At 74.2% G+C, this 23,670-nt stretch carries 21 protein-coding genes; 7 read left to right on the top strand and 14 right to left on the bottom strand.

Annotated elements, in window-relative coordinates; genetic code table 11:
* Positions 1-3 precede the first annotated feature (3 nt).
* The 5 genes from HGA03_RS07670 to HGA03_RS07650 form a co-directional block, all read right to left on the bottom strand.
* On the bottom strand, positions 4-933 hold the full coding sequence (locus tag HGA03_RS07670; protein WP_168629669.1) for a cation diffusion facilitator family transporter: 930 nt from the start codon (positions 931-933) through the stop codon (positions 4-6).
* A 99-nt stretch (positions 934-1,032) separates the two neighbouring features.
* The gene (locus HGA03_RS07665) at positions 1,033-1,233 is read right to left on the bottom strand and encodes a Trm112 family protein (RefSeq protein ID WP_168629668.1); all 201 of its coding nucleotides are present in this window, start codon (positions 1,231-1,233) and stop codon (positions 1,033-1,035) included.
* 1 nt (position 1,234) lies between these two features.
* On the bottom strand, positions 1,235-2,698 hold the full coding sequence (locus HGA03_RS07660) for a phosphomannomutase/phosphoglucomutase (protein WP_168629667.1): 1,464 nt from the start codon (positions 2,696-2,698) through the stop codon (positions 1,235-1,237).
* 20 nt (positions 2,699-2,718) lie between these two features.
* Positions 2,719-2,997 carry a hypothetical protein gene (locus HGA03_RS07655; protein WP_168629666.1) on the bottom strand — a complete coding sequence of 93 codons (279 nt, stop codon included), beginning with the start codon at positions 2,995-2,997 and terminating at the stop codon, positions 2,719-2,721.
* A 4-nt stretch (positions 2,998-3,001) separates the two neighbouring features.
* Positions 3,002-3,373: a DUF3499 domain-containing protein gene (locus HGA03_RS07650; protein ID WP_168629665.1), complete on the bottom strand. Its 372-nt coding sequence runs from the start codon at positions 3,371-3,373 to the stop codon at positions 3,002-3,004.
* Positions 3,374-3,461: 88 nt separating this feature from the next.
* On the opposite strand from HGA03_RS07650, the gene HGA03_RS07645 reads away from it, so the two are divergent.
* On the top strand, positions 3,462-3,926 hold the full coding sequence (locus HGA03_RS07645; protein ID WP_168629664.1) for a metallopeptidase family protein: 465 nt from the start codon (positions 3,462-3,464) through the stop codon (positions 3,924-3,926).
* 12 nt (positions 3,927-3,938) lie between these two features.
* Positions 3,939-4,805: a glycosyltransferase family 2 protein gene (locus HGA03_RS07640; RefSeq protein WP_168629663.1), complete on the top strand. Its 867-nt coding sequence runs from the start codon at positions 3,939-3,941 to the stop codon at positions 4,803-4,805.
* 27 nt (positions 4,806-4,832) lie between these two features.
* Here the strand turns inward: HGA03_RS07640 and HGA03_RS07635 are convergent, their stop codons facing one another.
* The 3 genes from HGA03_RS07635 to HGA03_RS07625 are packed head-to-tail and all read right to left on the bottom strand — an operon-like array spanning position 4,833 to position 10,617.
* Positions 4,833-6,452, bottom strand: a complete 1,620-nt coding sequence (locus tag HGA03_RS07635) for a DUF5719 family protein (RefSeq protein ID WP_168629662.1) — start codon at positions 6,450-6,452, stop codon at positions 4,833-4,835.
* Position 6,453: 1 nt separating this feature from the next.
* Complete coding sequence (locus HGA03_RS07630; protein WP_239073503.1) at positions 6,454-10,251, bottom strand: glycosyltransferase; 3,798 nt, start codon at positions 10,249-10,251, stop codon at positions 6,454-6,456.
* A 36-nt stretch (positions 10,252-10,287) separates the two neighbouring features.
* Positions 10,288-10,617 (bottom strand): WhiB family transcriptional regulator, encoded by a 330-nt coding sequence (locus HGA03_RS07625; RefSeq protein WP_275407577.1) that lies wholly within the window; start codon positions 10,615-10,617, stop codon positions 10,288-10,290.
* A gap of 289 nt (positions 10,618-10,906) precedes the next feature.
* Between HGA03_RS07625 and HGA03_RS07620 the strand changes: the two genes are divergently transcribed.
* Positions 10,907-11,617, top strand: a complete 711-nt coding sequence (locus HGA03_RS07620) for a TIGR03089 family protein (protein WP_168629661.1) — start codon at positions 10,907-10,909, stop codon at positions 11,615-11,617.
* Here the strand turns inward: HGA03_RS07620 and HGA03_RS07615 are convergent.
* The 4 genes from HGA03_RS07615 to HGA03_RS07600 all read right to left on the bottom strand — a co-directional run bounded on the left by HGA03_RS07615 (position 11,601) and on the right by HGA03_RS07600 (position 16,980).
* Entirely contained in the window at positions 11,601-13,640 is a 2,040-nt protein-coding gene (locus HGA03_RS07615) for a hypothetical protein (RefSeq protein ID WP_168629660.1), read from the bottom strand. The two genes, HGA03_RS07620 and HGA03_RS07615, sit on opposite strands and share 17 nt — an antisense overlap.
* Before the next feature lie 50 nt (positions 13,641-13,690).
* The gene (locus HGA03_RS07610) at positions 13,691-14,563 is read right to left on the bottom strand and encodes a class I SAM-dependent methyltransferase (RefSeq protein ID WP_168629659.1); all 873 of its coding nucleotides are present in this window, start codon (positions 14,561-14,563) and stop codon (positions 13,691-13,693) included.
* 41 nt (positions 14,564-14,604) lie between these two features.
* Complete coding sequence (gene manA / locus HGA03_RS07605) at positions 14,605-15,807, bottom strand: mannose-6-phosphate isomerase, class I (RefSeq protein WP_168629658.1); 1,203 nt, start codon at positions 15,805-15,807, stop codon at positions 14,605-14,607.
* 93 nt (positions 15,808-15,900) lie between these two features.
* Positions 15,901-16,980, bottom strand: a complete 1,080-nt coding sequence (locus tag HGA03_RS07600; protein ID WP_168629657.1) for a glycosyltransferase family 4 protein — start codon at positions 16,978-16,980, stop codon at positions 15,901-15,903.
* A 56-nt stretch (positions 16,981-17,036) separates the two neighbouring features.
* Between HGA03_RS07600 and HGA03_RS07595 the strand changes: the two genes are divergently transcribed.
* Positions 17,037-18,020, top strand: a complete 984-nt coding sequence (locus HGA03_RS07595; protein WP_168629656.1) for a lysylphosphatidylglycerol synthase transmembrane domain-containing protein — start codon at positions 17,037-17,039, stop codon at positions 18,018-18,020.
* 54 nt (positions 18,021-18,074) lie between these two features.
* Here HGA03_RS07595 and rfbD read toward each other — a convergent pair whose 3' ends face one another.
* On the bottom strand, positions 18,075-18,923 hold the full coding sequence (gene rfbD / locus HGA03_RS07590) for a dTDP-4-dehydrorhamnose reductase (RefSeq protein WP_168629655.1): 849 nt from the start codon (positions 18,921-18,923) through the stop codon (positions 18,075-18,077).
* 99 nt (positions 18,924-19,022) lie between these two features.
* Between rfbD and HGA03_RS07585 the strand changes: the two genes are divergently transcribed.
* Genes HGA03_RS07585 through HGA03_RS07575 form a run of 3 tightly spaced genes read left to right on the top strand, consistent with a single transcriptional unit; the run spans position 19,023 to position 21,666 of the window.
* Positions 19,023-19,640: a dTDP-4-dehydrorhamnose 3,5-epimerase family protein gene (locus HGA03_RS07585; protein ID WP_168629654.1), complete on the top strand. Its 618-nt coding sequence runs from the start codon at positions 19,023-19,025 to the stop codon at positions 19,638-19,640.
* Positions 19,640-20,911, top strand: coding sequence for a polysaccharide biosynthesis protein (locus HGA03_RS07580; RefSeq protein ID WP_168629653.1), 1,272 nt, complete (start codon positions 19,640-19,642; stop codon positions 20,909-20,911). Before HGA03_RS07585 ends, HGA03_RS07580 begins: the two co-directional genes overlap by 1 nt.
* Positions 20,908-21,666 (top strand): glycosyltransferase, encoded by a 759-nt coding sequence (locus HGA03_RS07575; RefSeq protein WP_168629652.1) that lies wholly within the window; start codon positions 20,908-20,910, stop codon positions 21,664-21,666. Before HGA03_RS07580 ends, HGA03_RS07575 begins: the two co-directional genes overlap by 4 nt.
* On the opposite strand, the gene HGA03_RS07570 is transcribed toward HGA03_RS07575, so the two are convergent.
* A complete protein-coding gene (locus HGA03_RS07570; protein WP_168629651.1) occupies positions 21,653-23,668 on the bottom strand; it encodes a DUF7657 domain-containing protein in 2,016 nt (671 codons plus the stop codon). The two genes, HGA03_RS07575 and HGA03_RS07570, sit on opposite strands and share 14 nt — an antisense overlap.
* Positions 23,669-23,670: the final 2 nt, after the last annotated feature.

Below are 23,670 nucleotides of genomic sequence, written 5' to 3'. Positions count from 1 at the left end.
AGGTCAGGAGCCCGCCGCGTCGACCGCCTGCCGCAGGTCCGGCTCCAGGTAGATCACCCGGGCGATCGGCACCGCCGCCCGCACCCGCTGCTCCGCGGCATCGATGGCGTGGGCCACCTCGGCGGCGGACTCGTCCGCGGTCACCTCGATCTTGGCGGCGACCAGCAACTCCTCCGGGCCCAGGTGCAGGGTGCGCAGGTGGATCACCGAGGGCACGCCCTCCCCGACCAGCGCGGCCTTGATCGCCTCGACGTCCCGGCGGCTCGCGGACTCGCCGAGCAGCAGCGACTTGGTCTCGATCGCCAGCACGATCGCAATCGCGACCAGCAGCAGGCCGATCGCCGCCGAGCCCACCGCGTCCCAGCGCCCGTCGTGGGTGCCCAGGGTCATCCCGACCCCGAACAGGGCGAACACCAGGCCGAGCAGCGCGCCGAAGTCCTCCAGCAGCACCACCGGTAGCTCCGGGGCCTTGGCGGTGCGGATGTACTGCCACCAGGACTGCCCGCCGCGGGTGTGGTTCGCCTCCTTGATCGCGGTCCGGAAGGAGAACCCCTCCATCGCGATCGCGGCCACCAGCACCACCAGCGGCACCCAGTGCCAGGACTCGATCGGGTGCGGGTCGGCGAACTTGTGCCACGCCTCGTACAGCGCGAACAGGCCACCGAGGCTGAACAGCACGATCGACACCACGAAGGCGTACAGGTACCGCGCCCGGCCGTAGCCGAACGGGTGCTCCTCGTCCGCCGCCCGCCGGGCCCGCTTGCCGCCGACCAGCAGCAGCACCTGGTTGCCGGAGTCGGCGACCGAGTGCACCGACTCGGCCAGCATCGAGCTGGAGCTGGTCAGCAGGAACGCGATGAACTTGGTCACCGCGATCCCGAGATTGGCGGACAGTGCGGCGATGATCGCCTTGTTGCCCCCACCGTGTGCCATCAGGCGTCCTCCCGCATCGTCCGCTCGAACCGGAGGCGATGCTAGACGACGTGGGGCCCCGGGCAACCGCCCGGGGCCCCACGTCTGGGTGGTGCTGGATCAGAGGGCGCGCGCCTCCGCGGCCAGCAGCACCGGGATGCCGTCCCGCACCGGGTAGGCCAGCGGGCGCTCCGGGTCGGTGGAGACCAGCTCGGGCTGTCCGCCGGGGCCGACGCCGTCGACCAGGGTGGCGCCGGTGACCGGGCAACGCAGCAGGTCACGGACCCAGGCGGCGGTGCCGGTGGTGTTCTCGGTGCTCATGTCAGCTCTCCTGCCGGACCAGCGCGAGCACGTCGTCGCGCACCTTCTCCATGATGTCCTGGTCCGCGGCCTCGACGTTCAGGCGCAGCAGCGGCTCGGTGTTCGACGCGCGCAGGTTGAACCACCACTGCGGGTGGCCGTCCCAGTGCGAGACGGTCAGGCCGTCCAGCTCGTCGGTGGTCACCGGGCCGGCGCCCTGCTCGGTCACGTAGGCCCGGATCACCCGGTCGCGGGCGGCGGCCACGTCCTCGACCCGGGAGTTGATCTCACCGGAGGCGACGTAGGGCTGGTACTGCTCGGCCAGCGCGGACAGCGGGTGCGGCTGCCCACCGAGGGCGGCCAGCACGTGCAGCGCCGCGAGCATGCCGGTGTCGGCGAAGAAGAAGTCCCGGAAGTAGTAGTGCGCGGAGTGCTCCCCGCCGAACACCGCCTGGGACTCGGCCATCTGCGCCTTGATGAACGAGTGGCCGACCCGGGTGCGCACCGGGGTGGCGCCGGCGGCCCGGACCAGGTCCGGCACCACCTGGGAGGTGATCAGGTTGTGAATGATCACCGGCTGCGGGCGGCCGGCAGCCTGCTCCTTGGCGATCTCGCGCAGGCCGACCAGGGCGGTGATCGCCGAGGGCGAGACCGGGTCGCCGTTCTCGTCCACCACGAAGCAGCGGTCCGCGTCGCCGTCGAAGGCCAGGCCGATGTCGGCGCCGTGCTCGACCACGGCCCGCTGCAGGTCGACCAGGTTCTTCGGCTCCAGCGGGTTCGCCTCGTGGTTGGGGAAGGTGCCGTCCAGCTCGAAGTACAGCGGCACCACCTCCAGCGGCAGCTCCGGCAGCCCGGCGCCGGTGCCCAGCACGGCCGGGGCGGTGTAGCCACCCATCCCGTTGCCGGCATCCACGACCACCTTCAGCGGGCGGATGCCGGACAGGTCGACCAGCCCGCGCAGGAAGGCCGCGTAGTCGGCGAGCATCTCCCGGTCGGTGATCGATCCGGGCTCGGCGACCGGGGCGGGCAGGCCCTCACCCAGGTAGCGGGAGGCCAGGTCGCGCACGGCGGCCAGGCCGGTGTCCTGCCCGACCGGGCGGGCTCCGGCGCGGCACAGCTTGATGCCGTTGTACTCGGCCGGGTTGTGCGAGGCGGTGAACATCGCGCCCGGGATGCCCAGCGAGCCGGAGGCGAAGTACAGCCCGTCGGTGGAGCACAGGCCGATCCGGATCACGTCCACCCCGCGGGCGGCCAGGCCCTCGGCGAAGGCGCCCACCAGCTCCGGGCCGGAGGGACGCATGTCGTTGCCGATCACCACCCGGGGCCGGTCACCGGCGGCTGCCTCGGGGAGCACCACCACCTCGGCGAAGGCGGCGCCGATCGCGCAGGCGACGCCGGAGTTGAGCTGGTCGGGCACGGTGCCACGCACGTCGTAGGCCTTGATCAGGCCGGTCAGGTCGGGCAGGTCTGCATGGGTCTGGGACACGCCCGCCACTCTAGCGACGGTCAGCGGCGGGACGAACGCTGGACGACCTCATCGCGGGTCAGCGGGGTGCCGTCGCCGTCCACCGGGATCCAGGCGCGGTGCTCGCAGGCGTGACAGGAGACGAAGGTGACCTCGGTGCCGTCCGCCAGGGTCAGCCGCAGCCGGGTGAGCTGCTCCGATCCGCAGGACACGCAGTGCTCCGTGCCCGGCGTGATCTCCTGGTCCGGGCGGGTGAGCGAGCCCAGTGGCTCGGCCGGTGCCGCCTGCCGCCGTCGTCCGGTTCCTGCCCCCTGTGCCATCGGCTCAGTCCTCGTCGCCGCGGAGCACGCGCAGGTGGCCGCGGCGCCGTTCCTCGGTCAGGTGCTCGGCGGGCGGCAGCCCCTCGGGCACCGCGGCCCGCGCCGGGCGCCCGGCCTCGCGCACCGCCTCGGCCAGCGCGACCAGGTCGTCGTGGCTCGGGCCGGTCTCGATGAACTCCGGGGCCAGGCGCACCACGTCCCACCCGCGCGGGGCGGTCAGCCGGGAGGCGTGCTCGGCGCACAGGTCGTAGGAGTGCGGCTCGGCCGTGGTCGCCAACGGGCCGAGCACGGCCGTCGAGTCGGCGTACACATAGGTGAGGGTGGCCACCGCCGGACGACCGCACGCGGTGCGGGAGCACTGACGGACGGATCTCACGAGGGAGACCGTACCTCTCCGGTCGCCCGGCCCGTGGCAGGACCCGCCTGCTGTCACCCGGTCGTGGCCCCGGAGCTAGAGTGCCCGGATGGCCCCTCGCCGCTTCCTGCCCGACTTCTCCCAGCCCCGCCAGGCCGGACCGGTGCGCCGCCGCGACCGCCGGGGCCGGGGTCTGCGCGGGCCGTTGCTGCCGGCCGGGCTGCCCGCCGCCCGGACCCGGGGCGAACGCTTCGACGACCTGGTGCTCGGCTCGGTGGAACGGCTGGAACTGCGCTGGGGCCGTCAGCTGGACGGGGTCGAGTTCGCGGTGGAGGACGTCCCGCCGGCCGATCCCGCGCCCTGGGAGCACGGCGGGGTGCCCCTGGGCCGGTGCTTCCCGAGCGAGCCCGGTCTGCCGCCCCGGATCGTGGTCTACCGGCGGCCGGTGGAGACCCGGGCCGAGGGCAGCGACGACCTGGCCGAGCTGGTGCACGAGGTGGTGGTGGACCAGGTCGCCCACCTGCTCGGCCGCGCGCCGGAGGAGATCGACCCCCAGCTCGGGGACGGACGGTAATCTGTCCCGGCCATGACCTCCTCCCCTGCCGCCCCGCCCCCCGCCGTGCGCGTGGTGACCATCGTCTTCAACCCGGGGCAGGAGCTGGAGACCTTCGTCGACAGCCTGGCCACGGCCGCCACCGGCCCGGTGGAGCTGGTGATCGTGGACAACGGCACCGACCCGGAGGTGACCGACCGGGTCGCGGCCAGCGCCGGTGCCCGGGTGGTCCGCACCGGCCAGAACCTCGGCTACGGCGGCGGCGCGAATGCCGGTGCCGCGGGCGCCGATCAGGACTGGCTGGTGGTGGCGAACCCGGACGTGATCTGGCACGCCGGCGCCCTGGACACCCTGCTCGCCGCGGGCCGGCGGCTGCCGGGCGCCGGGTCGCTCGGCCCCGCCCTGCTGAACGAGGACGGCACGGTCTACCCCTCCGCCCGGGAGCTGCCTTCGCTCACCCAGGGCGCCGGGCATGCGGTGCTGGGCAAGGTGTGGCCGGGCAACCCGTGGACCCGGGCCTACCACCGGCGCCAGGAGTCGGTCGGGACCGAGCGCGCCGCGGGCTGGCTGTCCGGCGCCTGCCTGCTGCTGCGCCGGGAGGCCTTCGAGGCGGTCGGCGGGTTCGACGCCGACTACTTCATGTTCTTCGAGGACGTGGACCTGGGCGAACGGCTCGGCCGTGCCGGGTGGGCGAATGTCTACGTGCCGCAGGCCGAGGTGGTGCACGTCGGTGGCGTGTCCTGGAAGGCGCGCCCGTCCCGGATGATCTCCGCCCATCACGCCAGCGCCAAGCAGTACCTGCACCGCCGGTACCACCGCTGGTACCAGTGGCCGGTCCGGGTCGCGATCAGCGCCGGGCTCGGGCTGCGGGAGAAGCTGGAACTGCGCGCCGCACGCTGAGCCGGTCGCCGTGCCCGCCGGACCGGCTCAGTCCAGGCCGGCCCGGTCCTCGGGGCGGATCAGCACCGTGGAGGCGGTGTCCCGGTCCAGCAGCGGGGAGACCACCGACAGCAGGGTGCCGTCGCTCTGCTGCCGGTAGGCGAACAGCGCCCAGGCCAGCTCGACCCCGTCCGGCTGCACCACCTCCACCGCCAGGACGTCCTCGTCCAGGTCCAGAGCGGCCAGGTCCAGCCGGGTGGTGCTGCCGACCTCGACGGTGACCTCCCGCTCGTCCAGCAGGCCGGACTCGCCGTAGATCCGGATCGGCAGGTCGACGGTCGGCCCGGTGGGGGTGTCCGCGTCCTCGTCCGGTCGTTGCCCCTGGGTCGGGGTGGCGGTGGGCTCGTCGGCCGGATCGGTCACCGCCGCGCCCTCGGCGTCCAGCACGGACAGCAGCACCCGGCCCCGCGATCCGGCCGGCACCGCGACCAGTCCGCCACCGGTACCGGTGGATGCGGCCCAGCTCCGGTCCATCCTGGGCACGGAGTCCTGCTCGCCCGGCTTGCCCTCCCGGGCCTGCATCGCCCCGGCGACCACCGGCACGTCGCTGGTGACCACCGCGGTGTACGACCCGGCCGGCAGACCGCCCAGCGACACGTCGGTGACCACCCCGGCGGGCAGCTGCAGGTCCTGGGCCCCGGTGAGCGGTACCTCGCCGTCCGGCCCGACCATCGTCACCGAGACGGTCGCGTCCTCGTCCCCGGGCGCCACCAGCCGGAGCTGGGCGGTGTCCGCGTCCTCGGCGCCGGTCTCGGCGAGTTCGAGCCCCGGCACCACCTGCCGCTGCGCTGGGGCCGCGCCGGCGGTGACCAGATCGGTGCCGCGCGGGGTCAGCCCGTCGAGCAGCGAGTCCTGCAGGTACGCGGAGATCTGGCCGCCCGAGGCCTGGGCGTGCACCACGATCCGGCGCTCCTCCGCCGCCACGCCGGGCAGCACCACGGTGCGGCTGGACTGCGGGGCGACCAGGACGTCGGTGGAGTTCGCCAGGTCGACCTGACCGGCCGGGCCCCACATGGTCAGCGTCACCTGCGCCGCCGTCACGCCGGGGTTGACCAGCACCAGATCGGCGGTGCTCTCCAGGGCCGTGCTGCCGCCCACCAGCCAGACGTCCGAGGCGGCGGTGGTGCAGCTGCCCGCGGCGAGTCCGCGCAGGTCGCCGTCGGTGACCACCGCACTGGTGCTGCCCGCCACCCGGGCCGGCTCACCGTCCTGGGCCGGAGCGGTCACCAGCACCGGCGCCGCCGGGTCGTCCACCAGCGCAGACCCCCCGGACAGCGAGGTGGTGTCGCCGTCCAGCACGGTGGCGGTGACCGAGCTGCCGCCCGCGGTGTCCAGCAGGGAGGTCCGGACCACCGGGTCCACCGGGACCCGCTGGAAGTCCGACCCGCCCGCGCCCGACTCCTCGGGCAGGGTCAGCGGCCCCGGGCACACCAGGCTGGTGGTGCCCGCCGGGACGTCCACCTCGGTGGCACCGGAGGCGGCGACGTCGGTGCGGGGCAGGACGACCCCCAGCGCGGTGGCCCCACCGGCCAGCGCCAGCACCAGCAGCCCGCTCAGCCACCGGGCGGCGCGCCCGCGACGGGGCTCGGGCGTGGTCGGCTCGGTCATCTCATCTCCTCCCGGCCCGGCGGCGGCGCACCGGCACCGCCAGCAGCAGGGCCAGCACCCCGACCACCGCCTGGGCGATCAGCCAGGGCGTGCGGTCGGCCGGCTGGTAGCTCACCACCAGGTGGCCACCCGCGGCGCCCACCTCGAAGGTCTGCCGCCAGCCCTCGGTCACGCTGCGCAGCGGGCGTCCGTCCAGGGTGGCCCGCCACCCGGAGTCGGCGCGCTCGGCCAGCACCAGCAGGCGACCGGAGTCACCGGCCGGGATCGTGGTGTCCACCGTGGTGCCCTGGGCCGCCACGGCCACCGCGCCGGAGCCGGACAGCCCCTGGGCGTCGGAGGCGGCGGAGGCGTCGGGCAGCAGCCGGGCCCAGGCGGTCACCACCTGGTCGACGTCACCACCGGCGGCGGTCGGCTGCACCCGCCAGATCACGCCCGCGGAGACCTCGGTGATCCGTTCCAGGCCGGGGGTGGCGTCCAGGCGGCCGATCAGGGCCGTCCGCTGCTGGCCGCGCACCGAGGTGTCGTCCTCGCTCACCGTGGGCACCAGCACATCCGCCACCGCCAGCGCGGCCAGCTCGGCGGAGACGTCCTCCCCCGAGCCCACCGACAGCCGGGCCACCAGGTCCACCAGCTCGGCGGTGGCCGGGTCGTCCTCGGCGGTCCCGGGGTCGGCCAGCTCGCCGGTCAGGCCACGGGTGCGCACCACGGCCGACTCCTCGACCAGCCGCGGTCCGTCGCCGCGGAGCAGCTGCCAGCCGGTGATGCCGTCCGCGTCCACGGTCAGGGCCAGCACCCGCGGGGCGTCCGGGCCCTGCTGGGTCTGCCGCCCGATCGCGGGCACCACCGACCGGTCCAGGGTGTCCAGCGCCCCGACCTCCTGCTGGTGGCTCTGCCAGGCCCACCCCGCCCAGCCGGCCACCGGCAGCAGCACCGCCACCAGGGTCACCACACCGGCGGTCACCTGGCGCCAGCCGAAGTTCGATCCGGCCAGCACCCGCTGCACGCCCCGGGTGCCGAGCACCGCGGCGGCGAGCAGCCCGGCATAGGCGAAGGACAGCCCGGTGCCGGTCCAGCCGGTCACCGCCGTCCCGCCCTGCTGGCCGACCACCACCCGGCCGGAGAGCGCGGCCACCGCCAACCCCAGGGCCGCCATCAGCCAGCCGAGCCGGACCCCGCGGGCCACCTCGCGGCCGCGGCACAGCGCCACCAGGGCGGGCAGCAGGATCCCGGCGCCCCCCAGCGCGGGCCACCAGGCGGCCAGATCGGTGCCGAGCAGTTCCGCCACCGGACCGGGCACCAGCCCGCTCACGTCGGCCGGGACGCCCAGGAGCTGGAGCACCGCGTCCACCGGCGCGGTGGCCTGCGGCGACCCCGGGTCGGCGACCAGCAGCCGCCAGCCCTCCGCGCCACGGGAGGCGGCCTCGGCCAGCGTCGGGCCGAGCAGCACCACGGCGGGCAGCCCGGCCAGCACCAGCCGGCGACGGCGGCCCTTCGGCGCGCAGCAGGCGGCGACCACCAGCAGCACCAGGGCGGGCAGCAGCAGCACCGGGGCGCCGGCCACCACCAGTGCCAGCGCCAGGGAGGCGCCCGCCGCGGCGGCGATCGAGCCGGTGGGGGTGGGGTCCTCGGCCGGGGCGGTGCCCGGCTGCAGATCGGGGTCCCCCGGGTGGTCCAGGGCGGGCAGCGTGATCGAGGTGGTCACCGGGGCCAGGGCCGGGGTCGGCGCCGCGGCGGGGCGGGGCGGGGCGGCGGGGGTCGCGGGCTCGTGGCCGGGGTCGGTGGGCTCGTGGCCGGGGTCGGTGGGCTCGTGGCCGGGGGTTTCGTCGCCGGGCGTCGCGGAGGGACCGGAGGCGTCCGCGGCCCCGCCGTGGTTGCGATCCCCGGCGGCGTGCCCCTCGGAGGCAGCGCTCCCCTCAGCGGCCGCAGCCTCGGACGTGGCGTGCCCCTCGCCGTTGGCGTCCCCGACAGCGTCGGTCCCCTTGCGGCGCCGCCGACCACCCCGGCGCATCTCCCGGAACCCGGACCGCGCCCACGCCTCCGGGTCCGGCCAGTCCTCCGCGGCCACGTCGGGCCCGGCCTGCACCGGATCGCGGTCCACGGTGTCCAGGCCGGAGGCCACCCGGTCCACCTGTTGCACACCGGCCGCCCGGGCCAGGCCGAGCAGGAACCAGGGCAGTGCCAGGTGCACCAGCAGCGCACCGACCCGGCCCTCCCCCGCGGCGAGCAGCAGGCTGGGCAGCGCGGCCCAGGCGATCGCCGCCCACAGCCGGACCCCGACCGAGCGGGTGGCGGCACCGGCGGCGAACCAGGCGCCCAGCCCGGCCAGCAGCACCGAGCCCAGCACCAGCACGGCCAACCCGGTATCCAGGCTCCCGCCGGCCAGCGCGGTCAACGGCATCAGGGCGGTCAGCAGGGCGTCCGCCGGGCCGCGGTCGCCGAGGTCGGCGGGCACCCAGCCGGTCGACACGGTCTGCCACAGATCGGACAGTCCGGAACCGGCCGGCATCAGGTCGCCGCCGTTCAGCCCGGCACCGCCCAGCACGGCGATCAGCTGGCGGCCGAGGGCGAGGCCGGTCACGGCGAGCAGCGCGACCACGCCCACCGCCAGCGTGACCCGTCGGCGGCGGGCCAGTGCGGCCAGCTCGCGCAGTTCCAGTTCGGACGGCGCCCGGCGGACCCGGCGGGCCTCGGCGCGGGTCAGACGGCGGTCGCGCCACTGCCGCCACACCGTGCGCAGGTCGGCCTGCAGCGGCCGGATCGCGCCCCGGGGCAGCCGCCGGGTACGGCGGGCCTGGCGACGGGCGCGGATCACCGCGCCCGGGCGGCCGAGGGCACGCAGCGTGGCGGTGATCTCGGCCGCGGCCAGACCGGGTTCCTTCCCGGCGATCCGGACCAGCATCCGCAGCACCGCTGTCAGGCAGGCCAGCAGCGCCACGAACGGCACCGCGAGCAGCGGGACACCGGTCAGCCGCTGGTGCAGCAGCGCGGTCCGGCGGGCGGCGTAGGAACGGCGGGGGTCGGCACCGTCCGGCTCCCCGTCGGCATCCAGATCGACGAAGGCGTCCGGGCCGGCATCCGCGCCGCGCAGCCCGTGCAGCGAGGCCTGGGCGTGCCGCACCACCGCACCGGGCACCACGACCACGCGGTGACCGGCCAGCCGGGCGCGCCGGCACAGGTCCAGCCCGTCGCCGAACGGCCCGAGCACCGGGTCCGGCCCGTTCAACTCGGTCCAGACATCCCGGCGGATCAGCATCCCGGCGGTGCCCACCGCCAGCACGTCGTCCCGGCCGTCGTGCTGGCCCTGGTCCACCTCACCGGGTTCGACGTCGCGGGCCCGGTGGCCGGAGCGGGAGGTGCGCACCCCGACCTCCAGCAGCCGTACCGGACGGGTCCAGGTGCGCTGCTTGGGTCCGGCGATGGTCACCGACGGGGCGGCCTCCACCGCGCGGACCAACTCGGCCAGGGCGGTCGGGTCGGGGGCGCTGTCGTCGTGCAGCAGCCACAGCCACCCCTCGGTGCCGGAGCCCGCGGCGGTGCGGACCGCGGCGCCGAAGGTGGTGGCGCGCGGGTCGTGCAGCAGGGTGGCGCGCACCCCGGCGGCGTCCAGGGTGGCGGGCAGCCGGGGATCGGGTTCGTCGTCGACCTCGACCACCACCACCCGGCCGGGGGCACGGGTCTGGGCGGCCAGCGCACGCAACGTGGCCGGGAGGAAGGGGGTACGGCCGCGGGTGACCAGGACCGCGGTCACCTCGAGGGTGGCGGCCGGTACCGAGCCGGTGGAGGGAGTCTGTTCGGGCATCCTCAGGCCATCATGCGGCCCGAGGGCCCCGGGTCGTCAGACCACACGCCGCTTGAGCTTGCGGCGCTCGCGTTCGGACAGCCCGCCCCAGATCCCGAAGCGCTCGTCGTTCTCCAGTGCGTACTCCAGGCACTCGGCCTTGACCTCGCAGCTCTGGCAGACCTTCTTGGCCTCCCGGGTGGACCCGCCCTTCTCCGGGAAGAAGGCCTCCGGGTCGGTCTGGGCGCACAGCGCCCGCTCCTGCCAGCCCATCAGTCCGTCGTCGTCGGGGCTGCCGAACAGCGGCAGGACCGCTGCGCCCTCGGACGACGGAGAGGTGAGCGCGTCGGACGGGAAGCCCCCGTCGTCGTCGAGCAGATTCCACATGTGTGCCTCCGCGCTCGATCGTGGTGAAGTGCTATCGGTGGTGCCCCCTGGGCGATGGCGCGCCGTCCGTTCCCTGGGGGGACGCACAGCTGCGACTCGCCGCGTGTTGACTGAAATTACACGGGTGTCGTTCCCATCCGTCAAGCCGAGCCGTGCTATTGCGGTCGACTGCGTGGATTGTCCGATTGGGCGCGCCCGGGCCGCCCACGCTCCCTTCACCCGGTCTCCGCAAGTGCCTGAGGTTGCCCGCCATCACCGGCCACCGCCCGCGCCACCTAGGCTGACCAGCATGGCCACCACCGTCAGCACCCTGCTCGCCGGACTGCACCGCGACCCGGGCCGGCCCCGGCTCACCTGGTACGGACCGCAGGGCGAGCGGATCGAGCTGTCCGGTGCCGTCCTGGACAACTGGGTCACCAAGACCGTCAACCTGATGGTCGAGGAGTTCGACACCGGCCCCGGCTCGGTGGTGTCGATCGCCCTGCCGCCGCACTGGCGCACCGTGGTCTGGGCCCTGGCCGCCTGGCGCTGTGGAGCCGCGGTCAGCGACGACCCGATCCCCGACGTCCGGATCACCGACCGCCCCGACCAGGCCGGCCCCGCCGTCGATCTCGTCGCCGTCGCGCTACCCGCCCTGGCACTGCGCTGGCCCGGGCCGCCCCTGGCCGCCGGGGTGATCGACGCCGCCCAGGCCGTGATGACCTACGGCGACCAGATCGGCTGGGCCCCCGACCCCGCCGCCGGCGACCCCGCCCTGCCCGGTCTGACCCACGGCGATCTGGCCACCGCTGCCGACGCCGCCGCCGACGTGCCCACCGGCGCCCGGGTGCTGCTGCCGGTCACCGCCGGCACCGACCCGCACCGCTTCCTGCTCACCGCCCTGGGCGTGCTGCTCCGGGACGGCTCGCTGGTGCTGGTGACCGCCGACCACGACCCCGGCCAGGTCGAGCGGATCGTGGCCACCGAGCGGATCGGGCACCGGCTCAGCCCAGCGGAGTGACCCGCCCGTCCGGCTGCACCGTCCCCAGCCACACCTCGCTGACCGTGGTGTCCACCCGGTACGGCGGCCGGATCAGCTCCCGGCCCAGCGTGGTGCTCTCGGTCCGGCCCACCGCCACCGACGGTTGCTGCAGCCACGGCAGGTCCTCGGCGTCGAAGCTCGCCGCCGCCACCGTCCCGCCGCCCCACGCCTCCCGCACCGCGGCCAGCTGCTCCGCGGTCGGCGGCTGCACGAACTCGACCACCTCCACGTCGCAGATCACCCGGAGGGTGGCCAGGTAGCGGAACGGGCTGGAGTGCACCCAGATCACCCGTTCGGCCCCCAGGTCGTCCAGGGCGGCGCAGACGGCCTCGGCCTGGGTGAGGCGGCCGGAGAGCTCGACAGTATTCGCGGCCGGCGACCAGACCGACAACGGCAGGGCCACCATCGACGCCACCCCCAACCCGGCCAGCACCCGCCGTGGGCGGGGCTCTGCCGCCCAGCGGCCGACCCTCCCCCGCCATGGGGTCCGCACCGGCCCGGCCAGCGCCGCCAGCGCCGTGGCCGCACCGATCAGCACCGCGGGGAAGGTCCCCGGCACCAGACGCCGCACCGCCCAGAGTTGATCCGGGGTGATGTTCACCATCACCAGCGGGAAGACGGCCGCCACCATCAGCGTCACCACACCCACCGCCGCCCCGGCGTCCCGACGGCGGACCGCCCAGCGGGTCAGCAGTGCCCAGCCCAGCACGCCCAGCACCACCGCCGGGACGCCGAGGTACCAGGCGACCCAGGTCAGGGTCTGCTCGTCATAGGACCGCGTCCCGTCCACCGGCACCTCAGCCGCCATCTGGAGCCCTTGCACGGCCAGCGCGGCCCCCGACGACGGGTCGATCCGGTGCGCGGTGTACCACCAGGGCCGGGTGGCCAGCAGCACCCCGACCGCCAGCACCGCGCCCGGGAGCACCACAGCCAGGGCGCGGCGATGTCGGAGCAAGCGGTGTGCGGCGTCCCGGGGAACCTTCAGCAGGGCCGCGCAGAGCACCACCACCAGCATCGTCGCCACCCCGAGCAGCCCGAGCTGGGTCCGGTGCGTCGCCAGGTACGCCGGGCTGAGTACCGCGGCATCGAGCACCCCGATCGCGCCCACCACTACCGCACCGGCGATCCCAGCGAACGCGCGACGGCGCGCCCCAGGATCGAAGGCGCCGTCCAGCCAGGCCGCCCCGGTCACCCCGAGCACGAAGCCGGAGACAGACACGCCACCGTCGATCCGGGCTGCGGCCACCCCACCCACCATCGCCCCGGCGAGCAGATGCGCGGCGATCCCCCGCACACCGGGGATGGGCCCCTGCCTCCAGCCGCCGACCGCGATCGCCAGCCCGCCGGTCAGCAGCGCCAGGGTCAGCGGCTCGGTGTACGCCGCCCGGGCGAAGGCGAGGAACGGCAGGCTGACACCCAGGGCGACCACCGGCAGCAGCGCCCACCACGGTCCGATCAGGCGGCGGGCCAGCGCGTAACACCCCAGCAGGGCGACCGCACCGATCACCAGGTTGCCGCCGAGCACCATCCGGTCCCCGCCCCACCACCCGCCGACCGCCAGCACACTCGGCAGCATGGTGTTGCCCTGGGCGTGCAGCAGGCCGCCGGACAACGCGAACGCCTCGGTGCCCGCCGCGGCGCCGGACACCGCCGCCCCCTCTGCAGCCCCCACCGGGATCAGCGCCGAGGGATGGCCGGACATCCACAGCGCCCGCAGGGTCAGGAAGCCCGGATCGCGGTTCACCACCACGTACTCGGCGACCGCGCGCGACCCGGCCCAGAGCCAGACCGCGACCAACCCGAGCAGCACTGCCACCGCGGCGGCAGGTCGGCGTCCGGCGCTCGGCAGCGGAGGCACCGCGCGCCAGGACACGGCGATCAGCAGTGCGGCGATCGGCAGGACCACCACCGGGCGGAAGGCCCCGGCCAGGGCCGCAATCACCCCGGCGAGGCCCAGACCGAACAGGATCAGGACCGAGCGCTCGGGAACACCGAGCAGCACCCGCCGGGCCAGGACGGCGGCGGGGATGGGCGCGGGTCGGTCCAGGTGGGTCAGCCTCCGACCACGGCGACGATGTTCACGCTCGGCCGCGCATCGGCCGAGACCTCGATGTCCTGCGGGCCGAAGCCGAAGTCACGTGGGCCCAGGCCTGCGGAGGCGGAACTACCCGCCGCACGGCCGCCGAGGAGTCGCTTGATGAGCCGCACGCCCGCCAGTCTCCACCGATCCGGGATCCCGGGGAACGTCACCGGGTAGGTGAGCAGCCGCGAACGCCGGTACCGCCGCAGCTCGGCACCCAGCACCCGGGGTCCAGCGGTCATGCCGAGCAGGTCGACCCGGGGGAAGGCCCGGCGCAGCACGGCCTCCAACTGCGCAGGGCTGTACTCGGTGACGTGGAACTCGTTCCAGGGACGCTGTCCGGGGAACAGGCGCAGCCCACGGTCCGGGGTGACGCACAGGAATACCCCGCCCGGACGCAGCACCCGGCGGATCTCCGACAGGTACCGATCGACGTCGTCGACGTGCTCGATCACCTGGAAGGACACCACGACATCGAAAGCGTCCTCGTCGAACGGCAGGTCGTCGGTCTGCACCGGCCCGATCCGCCGGAAGCTCAGGTTGTCGCGCCGATAGCGCGCGCTCGCGTGGTCGACCGCCTCGCGGGCAATGTCCACGCCCACGACCCGGGTGGCGCCCTCCGCGAGCGCCGCCGTGCCGTAGCCGGTGCCGCAGCCGAAGTCGAGGACCTCCTTGCCCGTCACGTAGGGCAGGGCGAAATCGTAGGTCGCCGCGTGCAACACGTAGATCAGGTAGTCGGCCTCCGACGACTGATACTCACCCACCGTGATCCGCTCGGTGGTGCCGTCCTTGCCACCGTCGCTGCCGTCGTGATCGGACAGGCCACTCGCCCCAGGTGTACCCATGGCGGACACACTACGGGCAGGTGGTCCCGATTTGTCCCCCCTCAGGGCACATCCGCCTGGATCGCGGTCCCGGTGCCAGAGAGGGTGAGACCGCCGTCGCCTGCGGGGACGAACCCGGCCTGTCCTCGCTCCAGATCGAGCCGGTCGCCCGCCTCGTTCCGCAGCGAGACCCGGCCGTCCAGGCAGAGCAGGATCCGCGGTCCGCGGCCCGGCAGCGGATGCCACCGACGGCCGTCGACCCTGGTGACCGATAGCTCGAAGTCGTCCACCGGCGCGTAGTACACCCGGGTGGCGCCGTGGAACCGCTCCGGCGCGATCCGGATCGGCGGCGCGGCGACGTAGTCCACATTGCGCAGCAGTTCGTCGACGTCGACGTGCTTGGGGGTCAGCCCAGCCCGCAGCACGTTGTCGGAGGAGGCCATGATCTCGATCCCGGTCCCGGCCAGGTACGCGTGAACCCCGCCCGCCGGCACGAACATCGCGTCGCCGGGCTGCAGGTTCACCGGGTTGAGCAGCAGGGAGGTGACCACACCCGGATCGCCGGGGTAGGCGCGCTGCAACCGAAGCACGATCCGGTCGGCCCGCGGTGAGGGTGACCCGGCGGCCAGCCGGGCCTCACAGGCGGCGGCCACCTCGGCAACCTCCTCGGGTCCGGGGCGGGTCTCCGGCCGCAGCAGGCAGGTGAAGGCCTCCTCGATCCCGGCGGCAGTGGGCTGGGCCGCAAGGATGGCGCGCAGCCGCTCGGCCAGCGGCGCGTCCAGCCCGGCCAGCAGTTCCGCCGCCCGTCGCGGTGCCCGGAAGCCGCACAGCGCCTCGAAGGTGGTGACGGCGTAGACCAGTTCCGGCTTGTGGTTGCGGTCCCGGTAGTTGCGGTGGGGCGCGTCGCGCGGAATGCCGCGCGTCTCCTCGTCGTCGAATCCGGCCCGGGCGGCGCCCAACTGCGGATGCACCTGGAGCGAGAGCGGCGACCCCGCCGCGATTACTTTGAGCAGATACGGCAACGCCGCACCGAACCGTGCCACGACGTCCTCGCCGAGCACCGCCGCGCCGCCCTCGGCGATCACCTCGGGCAGGCTCTTTCCCTCGACACCCTCGGAGTCCGCGCAGTGCGATGGGGCGCTGGGATGGGCGCCGAACCAGGCCTCGGCGACCGGCTCGCCGGTGACCTCCATCCCGAGCAACGTCGGGATGGCCGTGGGCGAGCCCCAGGCGTAGTGCTGAACGGCGTGCGTCAATCGGTACACGGACGGTCCTCGTGGGTCGGCATGTCGCGGATGGCCGCGACCGGCAGAACTCCCGATGCTACGGGGCCGCAGGTCGCAGCGCCGGGACGACGCTCACTCGCCCAGCCCGAGCACTCTGCGTAGCTCCGCCCCCATCTTCTCCCGGGAGTAGAGCTCGCGGGTGCGCTCCGCGAAGGCTGCCGCCCGGCGCTCGGTCCCCTCCGGATCGGCGCGCAGCCCGTCGATCACCCGTGTCCACGCCTCTGCGTCACCGGAGGGCACCAGCAGCCCGGTCTCTCCGTCCACCACCGCGTCGCGCAAGCCCTCCAGCTCGGACGCGACCACCAGCGAGCCCCGCATCGCGGACTCCACCGCGACCAGGCCGAAGCCCTCCATATCCCCCAGCACCGAGATGTTGGGCTGGACGAAGACGTCGGCCCCTGCCATCAGGAGTTCCCGGTCGCCGTCGGACACCGCACCAAGCAGTCGCACCCGGTCGGACAGGCCGTGCCGCGCCACCGCCTCCGCGATCACCTCAGCCTCCGGACCCGAGCCGGCGACCAGGTACACCACCTGCGGCAGGCCGCCCAGCACCTGGTCCACGAACCAGGGCACGCCCTTGCGCCGCACCAGCCGGCCCAGGGTCAGGCACGTGAGCGCATCCGCAGGAACGTCCCAGCGCTCGCGCAGTTCGGACCGCGCCTGTGCCCGGTCACGCAGTTCAGGCACCTGCACCCCGAGACGTACCACCTGCACGCGCTCCGGGTTGGCGCCCGCCGAGCGGACGGTGTCCGCCGTGGCGGAGCTGATCGCCAGCACCAGAGGCGCCTTTGGCAGCACCGCCCGCACCCAACGCTGGTAGGGCGCCGGGGTCCAGACCACGTCCTTGCCCATCGCCATCACGGCGTGCGGCACCCGGGTGAGGGCGAGGACCGGTCGCAGCAACAGGTACAGCAGCACGTCGCCCACCAGCACGTGCCGCACCCGGCGGGTGGCCACCAGCCACCACAGCCGGATCACCGCGCCGGGGAGCCACAGCGGCATCCAGCGATTGGCTCCGCCATAGGCGATCAACCGGTCGCCCCGATCACCGCCGTCGGCCTCCAGGGTCGCCCAGACGTCGGCGGCCAGCGTCTCCATCCCGCCGACGGCGGGCGGGAATTTGCGGGTAATGAACAGGGTGGCAGTGCTCACGGCCCGTAACCCTAGGCGAGAGCGGGTCCCACTGCCGCCACCAGTACGATGGCGCGATGCCCTCCATGCCACGCCCGACCGGTCGGGCCATGCTCGGCCGCGTCCTCCGGGTGGTCGCTCTGCTGGTGGTCGCGGTCTTCGCGATCGTGTTCCTGGTCCAGGAATGGGACGGCTTCGTGGCCGGCCTATCCGAACTGAACCCGTGGGCGGTGGTAGGGGCCGTCGTCGCCATCATGGCCGGCCTGATCTGCGCGATGCTCTCCTGGAGGGCGGTGCTGGAGGGAATGGGATCGCCACTGCCGGTGCGCGCGTCGGCTCGGGTGTACTTCCTCGGTCAGCTCGGCAAGTACGTGCCGGGTTCGGTCTGGCCGATCGTCGCCCAGGCCGAACTGTCCAAGGCCTATCGCGTGCCCCGGGCCCGGGCCGCGGTCGGGGCCCTGACCCAGACCGTGATCGGCCTGGTGGTCGGGGTGTGCGTGGCTGGGGTGACCCTGTCGGTGTCTTCTCCCGACGTCTTCGCGACCTACTGGTGGCTGCTGCTGGTCGCGGTCGCCGGCGTGATCGGCCTGCTGCCCCCCGTCTTGAACCGACTGGTGGCGCTCGCCTTGAAGCTGACCCGCCGGAGCCCCGCCGACCCGATGACCGCCGCGTCAATCGGCAAGGCCGCCGCCTGGTGCCTGGGAATGTGGCTGTTCTTCGGCATCCACCTGTGGCTGCTGGCGACCGGGGTCAGTGCCCCAGGCGACCACCAGCTCTTCCTGCTGTCCACCGGCGCCTACGCGCTGGCCTGGGTGGTCGGCTTCGTCATCATCATCCTGCCCGCGGGGGCCGGCGCCCGGGAGGCGGCCCTGGTGCTCGCCCTCGGATCAGCTCTGTCCCGGGAGAACGCGCTGATGCTGGCCGTGGTGAGCCGGGTACTGATGCTCGCCGGTGACGCGCTGGGGGCGGGGGTCGCGGTGCTGGCCGAGCGCCAGCGGCTCAAGCGGCACCCCGAGCTGGCGGCCGACGCGGCCGACCAGGACACTGCCGACCAGGTCTGAGTACAAACGCCTGGCGGCACGGCACCGGGATCCGGTGCCGTGCCGCCAGGTGGGTCAGCCGGCCAGAACGTCCGCCCCGGCCACCGCCCACCGCTCGGCCCAGTCCCCGATCGGCTGCACCCCCGCGGCGGTCAGCGCGTCGTGCCCGAGCACCGAGTACGCCGGCCGCGGCGCGGCGCTGGCGAAGGCCTCCGACGTGGTCGGCCGGACGATCTGCGGGTCCATCCCGGCGGTGGCCACGGCGGCCTGCGCGAAGCCGTGCCAGGAGGTCTGGCCGCCGGAGGTGCCGTGGTAGGTGCCGGAGGGGGCGCCGGTGGCGACCAGGCGCTCGACCAGGTCGGCCAGGTCGACGGTCCAGGTGGGCTGACCGACCTGGTCGGCGATCACGTCCAGACCGCCCTTCTCCGCCGCGATCCGGGCGATGGTCTTCGGGAAGCACTTGCCCCGGGCGCCGTACAGCCAGGCGGTGCGCACGATCAGGTGGTCGGGGTTCTCGGCCCGGACCGCCCACTCCCCGGCACCCTTGGTCCGGCCGTAGGCGGAGCGCGGGGCCATCGGGGCATCCTCGGCGTACGGGCTGGTGGCGTGCCCGTCGAAGACGTAGTCGGTGGAGATCTGCACCATCCGCGCGCCGGCCTCGCGGGCGGCGCGGGCCAGCAGCTGCGGGCCGACGGCGTTCACGGTGAAGGCGGCGTGCTCCTGCTCCTCGGCGGCGTCCACCGCGGTGAAGGCAGCCACATTCGCCACCACGTCGTAGCCGTCGGCGGCGCCCGCGGTGGACTGCGGGTCGGTGATGTCGAGCTCGTCGCGGTCGACCGCTGTCACCTCGTGCCCGCGCTCGCGCAGCAGGTCCACCAGGTCCTGTCCGAGCATGCCGTTCCCACCCGTCACCAACCAGCGCACATCCACTCCTGTCGTCGTCGGACCGCCCGGCAGCCTACCTGGCCCACCTCGGCCACTACCCTGGGGGCGATCCGACCCCCTTCCGAGAGGACCACCCGCATGACCTACCGCGAGCTCTCCGTGCCCGGCGCCTGGGAGATCACCCCCGTCCAGCACGGCGACCCCCGTGGCGTGTTCCTCGAGGCGTTCCAGGGTGGCCCGTTCGCGGAGAACGTCGGGCACCGGTTCGACCTGCAGCAGGCCAACCTGTCGGTGTCGGCGGCCGGGGTGCTGCGCGGGATCCACTTCGCCGATGTGCCCCCGGGCCAGGCCAAGTACGTGACCTGCCCCAAGGGTGCGGTGCTGGACATCGTGGTGGACATCCGGGTCGGGTCGCCGACCTTCGGCCAGTGGGACAGCGTGCTGCTGGATGACGTCGACCGCCGGGCGATCTACCTGAGCGAGGGCCTGGGCCACGCCTTCTTCGCGCTGGAGGACGGCTCCACCGTGATGTACCTGTGCTCCACCGGCTACAGCCCGGGCCGTGAGCACGGCATCCACCCGCTGGACCCGACGATCGGCATCGAGTGGCCGACCACCGACCGGCACGGCAACCCGGTGACCCCGCAGCTGTCGGAGAAGGACACCGCGGCGCCGACCCTGGCCGAGGCCGCCGAGCAGGGCCTGCTGCCCCGCTACGACGAGGTGCGGTCCTACCTGGAGTCGCTGCGCGGCTGATGACCGAGACCAACCCGGCCCCCGGGGCCACGATCGGTCGTGCCGACGCCCGCCGGGTGGCGATCGGCGCGGGGGTGGCGGCGGTGTCCTCCACCCTGGTGGTGCTGGCGGTCCCGCGCCTGAGCCAGTCCGGTCCGGACACCACCGCGTTCCTGACCTTCTGGTCCGCGCTGTTCGCCGGCTTCGGCGTGCTGACCGGGGTGTCGATCGAGACCACCCGCGCGGTCACCGCCACCCGGTCCTCCGGCGTGCCCGGCACCGGACCGCGGGTCGGGATCGCCGGGGTGGGCTTCGGGCTGGGCTTCGCGGCCCTGCTGGCCGCCACCGCCGTGTGGTGGGGCCCGGCCGTGTTCAAGGAGCACGGGGTGTCGCCGGCCCTGGTGGTGGCGCTGGGCTGTGCCGGCTGCGCGGTGCACGCCGCGGTGACCGGGGCACTGGCCGGGGCGGGTCGGTGGCCGCTGTACTCCCGGCTGGTCGGCGGCGAGTCCGCGGTCCGGCTGGTGCTGGTGCTCGGCGCGGTGCTGGCCGGGTTCTCGCTGGGTGGCTGGCAACTCGGTGCGGCGCTGGCCGCGTTCACCGCGGTGGGTTTCTGGCTGGCGGCGCCGTCGGCCCGGGACGCGGTCGCGGTGCGCGCGGACGTGCCCGCCGGCGCGTTCGTCCGCCGGCTGCTGTCCGCGGCGGTCTCCACCGGGGCCAGTGCGGTGCTGGTGATCGGGTTCCCGGTGCTGATGGCTCTGACCACCTCCCACCAGGTCTATGAGGCGGCCTATCCGCTGCTGCTGGCGCTGACGTTGACCCGCGCGCCGCTGATGATCCCGCTGAACGCCTTCCAGGGCGTGGCGGTCAGTCACTTCGTGCAGAACCGGGACCGGGGTGCGGCCGCGCTGTGGCCGATCGCCCGGCTGGTGGTGCCGATCGGTGTGCTCGGCGCGGCAGCGGCGTGGCTGGTCGGGCCGTGGTTGATGCGGACGATCTGGGGACCCGACTACCGGGTCGCCGGTCTCACCCTCGGACTGCTCACCCTGGCGGCCACCGGGTTGGCGATGGTCACGCTGACCGGGGCGGTCTGCCAGGCGCTCGGCCGGCACGGGGTGTTCGTCACGGGCTGGCTGGTCGCGGTGGCGGTGGCGATCGCGGTGCTGCTGCTGCCCTGGGACCTGGCGACCCGCACCGCCGTTGCCCTCCTGGTCGGCCCGCTGGTCGGCATCGCCGTGCACCTGTCCGCCCTGCGCCCCGGTGCGGGCGCCTCCGTCGAAGGAGCCGTCCGATGAGCCCGCGGATCAGCGTCTGCCTGGCCACCTACAAGGGCGCCCCGTGGGTCGCCGAGCAACTGCGGTCGATCCTGGACCAGCTCGGCCCGCAGGACGAAGTGGTGGTGGTCGACGACGCCTCCCCCGACGACACCGTCGACCGGGTCCGGGCGCTGGCCGATCCCCGGATCCGGCTGATCGCCCGGGAGCACAATCTCGGTTACGTCCGGACCTTCGAGCAGGCGCTGACCGAGGCGCGCGGCGACCTGCTGCTGCTCGCCGACCAGGACGACGTCTGGGTGCCCGGCCGAGTGGATGCGATGACCGCGGCGCTGGCCGGTGCGGATGTGGTGGCGAGCAACCTGGCGACGCTGGACGGCCCGGACCGGATCCGTGGCCCCTACGGCCAGGCCGACTGGCACCTGCGCCCGGGGTCCTCCGGTCACCGGCTGCGCAACGTGCTCGGCGTGCTGGCCGGGAACATGCCGTACTACGGCTGCGCGATGGGCCTGCGCCGCAGCGCGCTGGACACCGTGCTGCCGTTCCCCGCGCTGCTGACCGAGTCGCACGACCTGTGGATCGCGTTGTACGGCAACCTGGACGGCCGGATGCGGCATCTCGGCATGCGCACGGTGCGCCGCCGGTTCCACGACGACAACGCCAGCCCGGACCGCCCGCGCGGCCCGCTGATGGTGCTGCGGTCGCGCTGGATGCTGGTCCGGGCCTGCGTGGAGCTGCTGCTGCGGCGGGGCCGACCCGGGCTCAGGCGCCGGTGACCTCGTACACCCGCTGCTCGACGCCACCCCAGGTGAAGGTGTCGACCTCGGTCAGACAGTCGGCGTCCAGCGGGGTGGTCGACACCACCCGCTCCAGTTCCGGGATCCGGTCGTGCACGGTGCATGCCGAGCCGCTGATCTGGATCCGGTCCGGCGCCGGGTTGCTGAAGCTCAGCGTCGGGTCGTCGGTCCACGCGAACTGGATGAACGAGCCGCCCCGGTTCCAGACCCCCTCGGCGGCGCCGCCCGGGTCGAGCGCCTGCCACGCGTCCTGATCCGGTCCGGCCATCTGCCGGCTGCTCAGCGACGGCACCCCGGTGGCGGCGAACAGCGCGTCCACCCCGGTGTCGTTGCTGGCCCACAGCACGCCGTCGGCCCGCGACTCCTCGCCCAGCGTGAGCATCTCCTGGGCGACGGCGGAACCGCGCAGATCGCCGAGACCGATCAGGATCGGGTTGACCTGCCAGACCAACAGGAGGGCGGCGGCACCGCTCGCGACATAGCCCACCCACCATCGGGGCCGCGCGACAAGCAGACCGACCAGCAGCCCGAGCACCACGAGCGAAAGCGTCACCTCCCGGGTGGTCAGGGCGGGCATCGTGGACATCATCAGCCGGGAGGCGGCGTAGCCCGCGACCAACACCACCGCGATCACGGTTCCGGTGGTCACCCGCCAGCCGCCGCGTTCCCGCCAGCCGGGCAGCACGAGCGCCAGCAGCAGGACGGCGAGGAAGCCGAGCATGGTGGCCGCACGTTCCGGGGTAACCAGGTTCGCCAGCGGGATGCGATGGCCGATCCCGCCGAAGCTGAGCGCCGACCAGGCGGCCCAGGGCGCCGCACACACCAGCAGCGCCCAGACTGCAGCCCGGTGCTCGGCGGAGCGGAACTGCACCCCGACCAGGAGTAGCAGCAGCGCCACCACCCCGGCGATCAGGAAGCTGGAGGAGATCTCGGACGGGTTGAGCTGGCTGAGCGGTGCGTCCTTGAGCCCACCAAGGGAGGTCGCGCCGAACAGCAGTTCCATCGGCACCGCGTGCCCGCTGGTGCTCCGAGCACCCGGGTAGACGGTGGCCGAGGTGGCCGCGATCGACGCGCGGTTCTCCCAGAACACCCCGGCGGCCAGCAGCAACGAGGCGGCACCCACCACGGCCACGGTCAGGATCCGGGCACGGCGGCCCTCCCGCCGGACCAGCAGTGGCACGATGCCCACCGCGAGGATGGCCGGTGCCGCGGTGATCGCCCACGGCTGGTAGTGCAGCGGTGTCCGGGCCAGCAACAGCGCAGCCGCCGCGGCCCAGAGCAGGTTCCGCCACCACGGCCGCCGCTCCGCGGCTCCGGTCGCGGCACGGTACAGCGCGGCGGTGCCCGCGACCGTGAAGCCCCACAGGCTCAGCGGCGACAGCGACCACCAGGCGGTGGCCGGGGAGAACGCGATCAGCACGGCGGCGAACAGTCCGGGCCACCGGCTGCCGACCAGCGGGCGCAGCAGGGCCGGCATGCCCAGGAACAGCAGCAGTGTGGGCAACCACCAGCGCGCGGCGAACAGCATCTGGTCCGGCAGCACACTGCCGAGCCGCAGCACGGCGTTCTCGGCCAGCACCACGCTGGACACCGGGGAGGTGGGCAGCATGCTGGTAAAGCCCTGCGGTGCGGTGAGCGGGTTGAGATCCTCTCCCTGCCCGGTGGCCATCACGCCGATCGCCATCGGGCTCGAGGTCAGGTACTCGTCGGTGCGGATCAGCGTGGCGTCGCCCAGTTGATCCGAGGTCGCCCCGGTGGGGTCCTCGCGCAGTGAGTCGATCCCGATCGACGACATCGTCACGCCGCAGACGGTCAGGAGTAGGTACACCAGCACCGGCACCCCGATCCAGGGCGAGGGCAGGCGTCGTAGCCAGTCGCGTCGGTGGGTGGCGCGGTGCGACGCCGGGGCGGCCTCGGTGCTCACGGTGGTGCCGTCCTCTCCGCCCGCGCCGGGCAGGTGTGCGTGGGTCGGTGTGATCATCG

Origin of the sequence: Cellulomonas denverensis (assembly GCF_012396125.1) — a bacterium.
Classification (GTDB): domain Bacteria; phylum Actinomycetota; class Actinomycetes; order Actinomycetales; family Cellulomonadaceae; genus Cellulomonas; species Cellulomonas denverensis.
Note: the sequence above shows the minus strand (reverse complement) of the source record. Positions and strands in the feature narration are given on the sequence as shown.

Bases quoted from the DNA above. Each gene is read 5' to 3' on its own strand.
- HGA03_RS07670 (WP_168629669.1), bottom strand. From the start codon at position 933: ATGGCACACGGTGGGGGCAACAAGGCGATCATCGCCGCACTGTCCGCC.
- HGA03_RS07665 (WP_168629668.1), bottom strand. From the start codon at position 1,233: ATGAGCACCGAGAACACCACCGGCACCGCCGCCTGGGTCCGTGACCTG.
- HGA03_RS07655 (WP_168629666.1), bottom strand. From the start codon at position 2,997: ATGGCACAGGGGGCAGGAACCGGACGACGGCGGCAGGCGGCACCGGCC.
- HGA03_RS07645 (WP_168629664.1), top strand. From the start codon at position 3,462: ATGGCCCCTCGCCGCTTCCTGCCCGACTTCTCCCAGCCCCGCCAGGCC.
- HGA03_RS07640 (WP_168629663.1), top strand. From the start codon at position 3,939: ATGACCTCCTCCCCTGCCGCCCCGCCCCCCGCCGTGCGCGTGGTGACC.
- HGA03_RS07635 (WP_168629662.1), bottom strand. From the start codon at position 6,452: ATGACCGAGCCGACCACGCCCGAGCCCCGTCGCGGGCGCGCCGCCCGG.
- HGA03_RS07630 (WP_239073503.1), bottom strand. From the start codon at position 10,251: ATGCCCGAACAGACTCCCTCCACCGGCTCGGTACCGGCCGCCACCCTC.
- HGA03_RS07625 (WP_275407577.1), bottom strand. From the start codon at position 10,617: ATGTGGAATCTGCTCGACGACGACGGGGGCTTCCCGTCCGACGCGCTC.
- HGA03_RS07620 (WP_168629661.1), top strand. From the start codon at position 10,907: ATGGCCACCACCGTCAGCACCCTGCTCGCCGGACTGCACCGCGACCCG.
- HGA03_RS07610 (WP_168629659.1), bottom strand. From the start codon at position 14,563: ATGGGTACACCTGGGGCGAGTGGCCTGTCCGATCACGACGGCAGCGAC.
- HGA03_RS07595 (WP_168629656.1), top strand. From the start codon at position 17,037: ATGCCCTCCATGCCACGCCCGACCGGTCGGGCCATGCTCGGCCGCGTC.
- HGA03_RS07585 (WP_168629654.1), top strand. From the start codon at position 19,023: ATGACCTACCGCGAGCTCTCCGTGCCCGGCGCCTGGGAGATCACCCCC.
- HGA03_RS07580 (WP_168629653.1), top strand. From the start codon at position 19,640: ATGACCGAGACCAACCCGGCCCCCGGGGCCACGATCGGTCGTGCCGAC.
- HGA03_RS07575 (WP_168629652.1), top strand. From the start codon at position 20,908: ATGAGCCCGCGGATCAGCGTCTGCCTGGCCACCTACAAGGGCGCCCCG.
- HGA03_RS07570 (WP_168629651.1), bottom strand. From the start codon at position 23,668: ATGATCACACCGACCCACGCACACCTGCCCGGCGCGGGCGGAGAGGAC.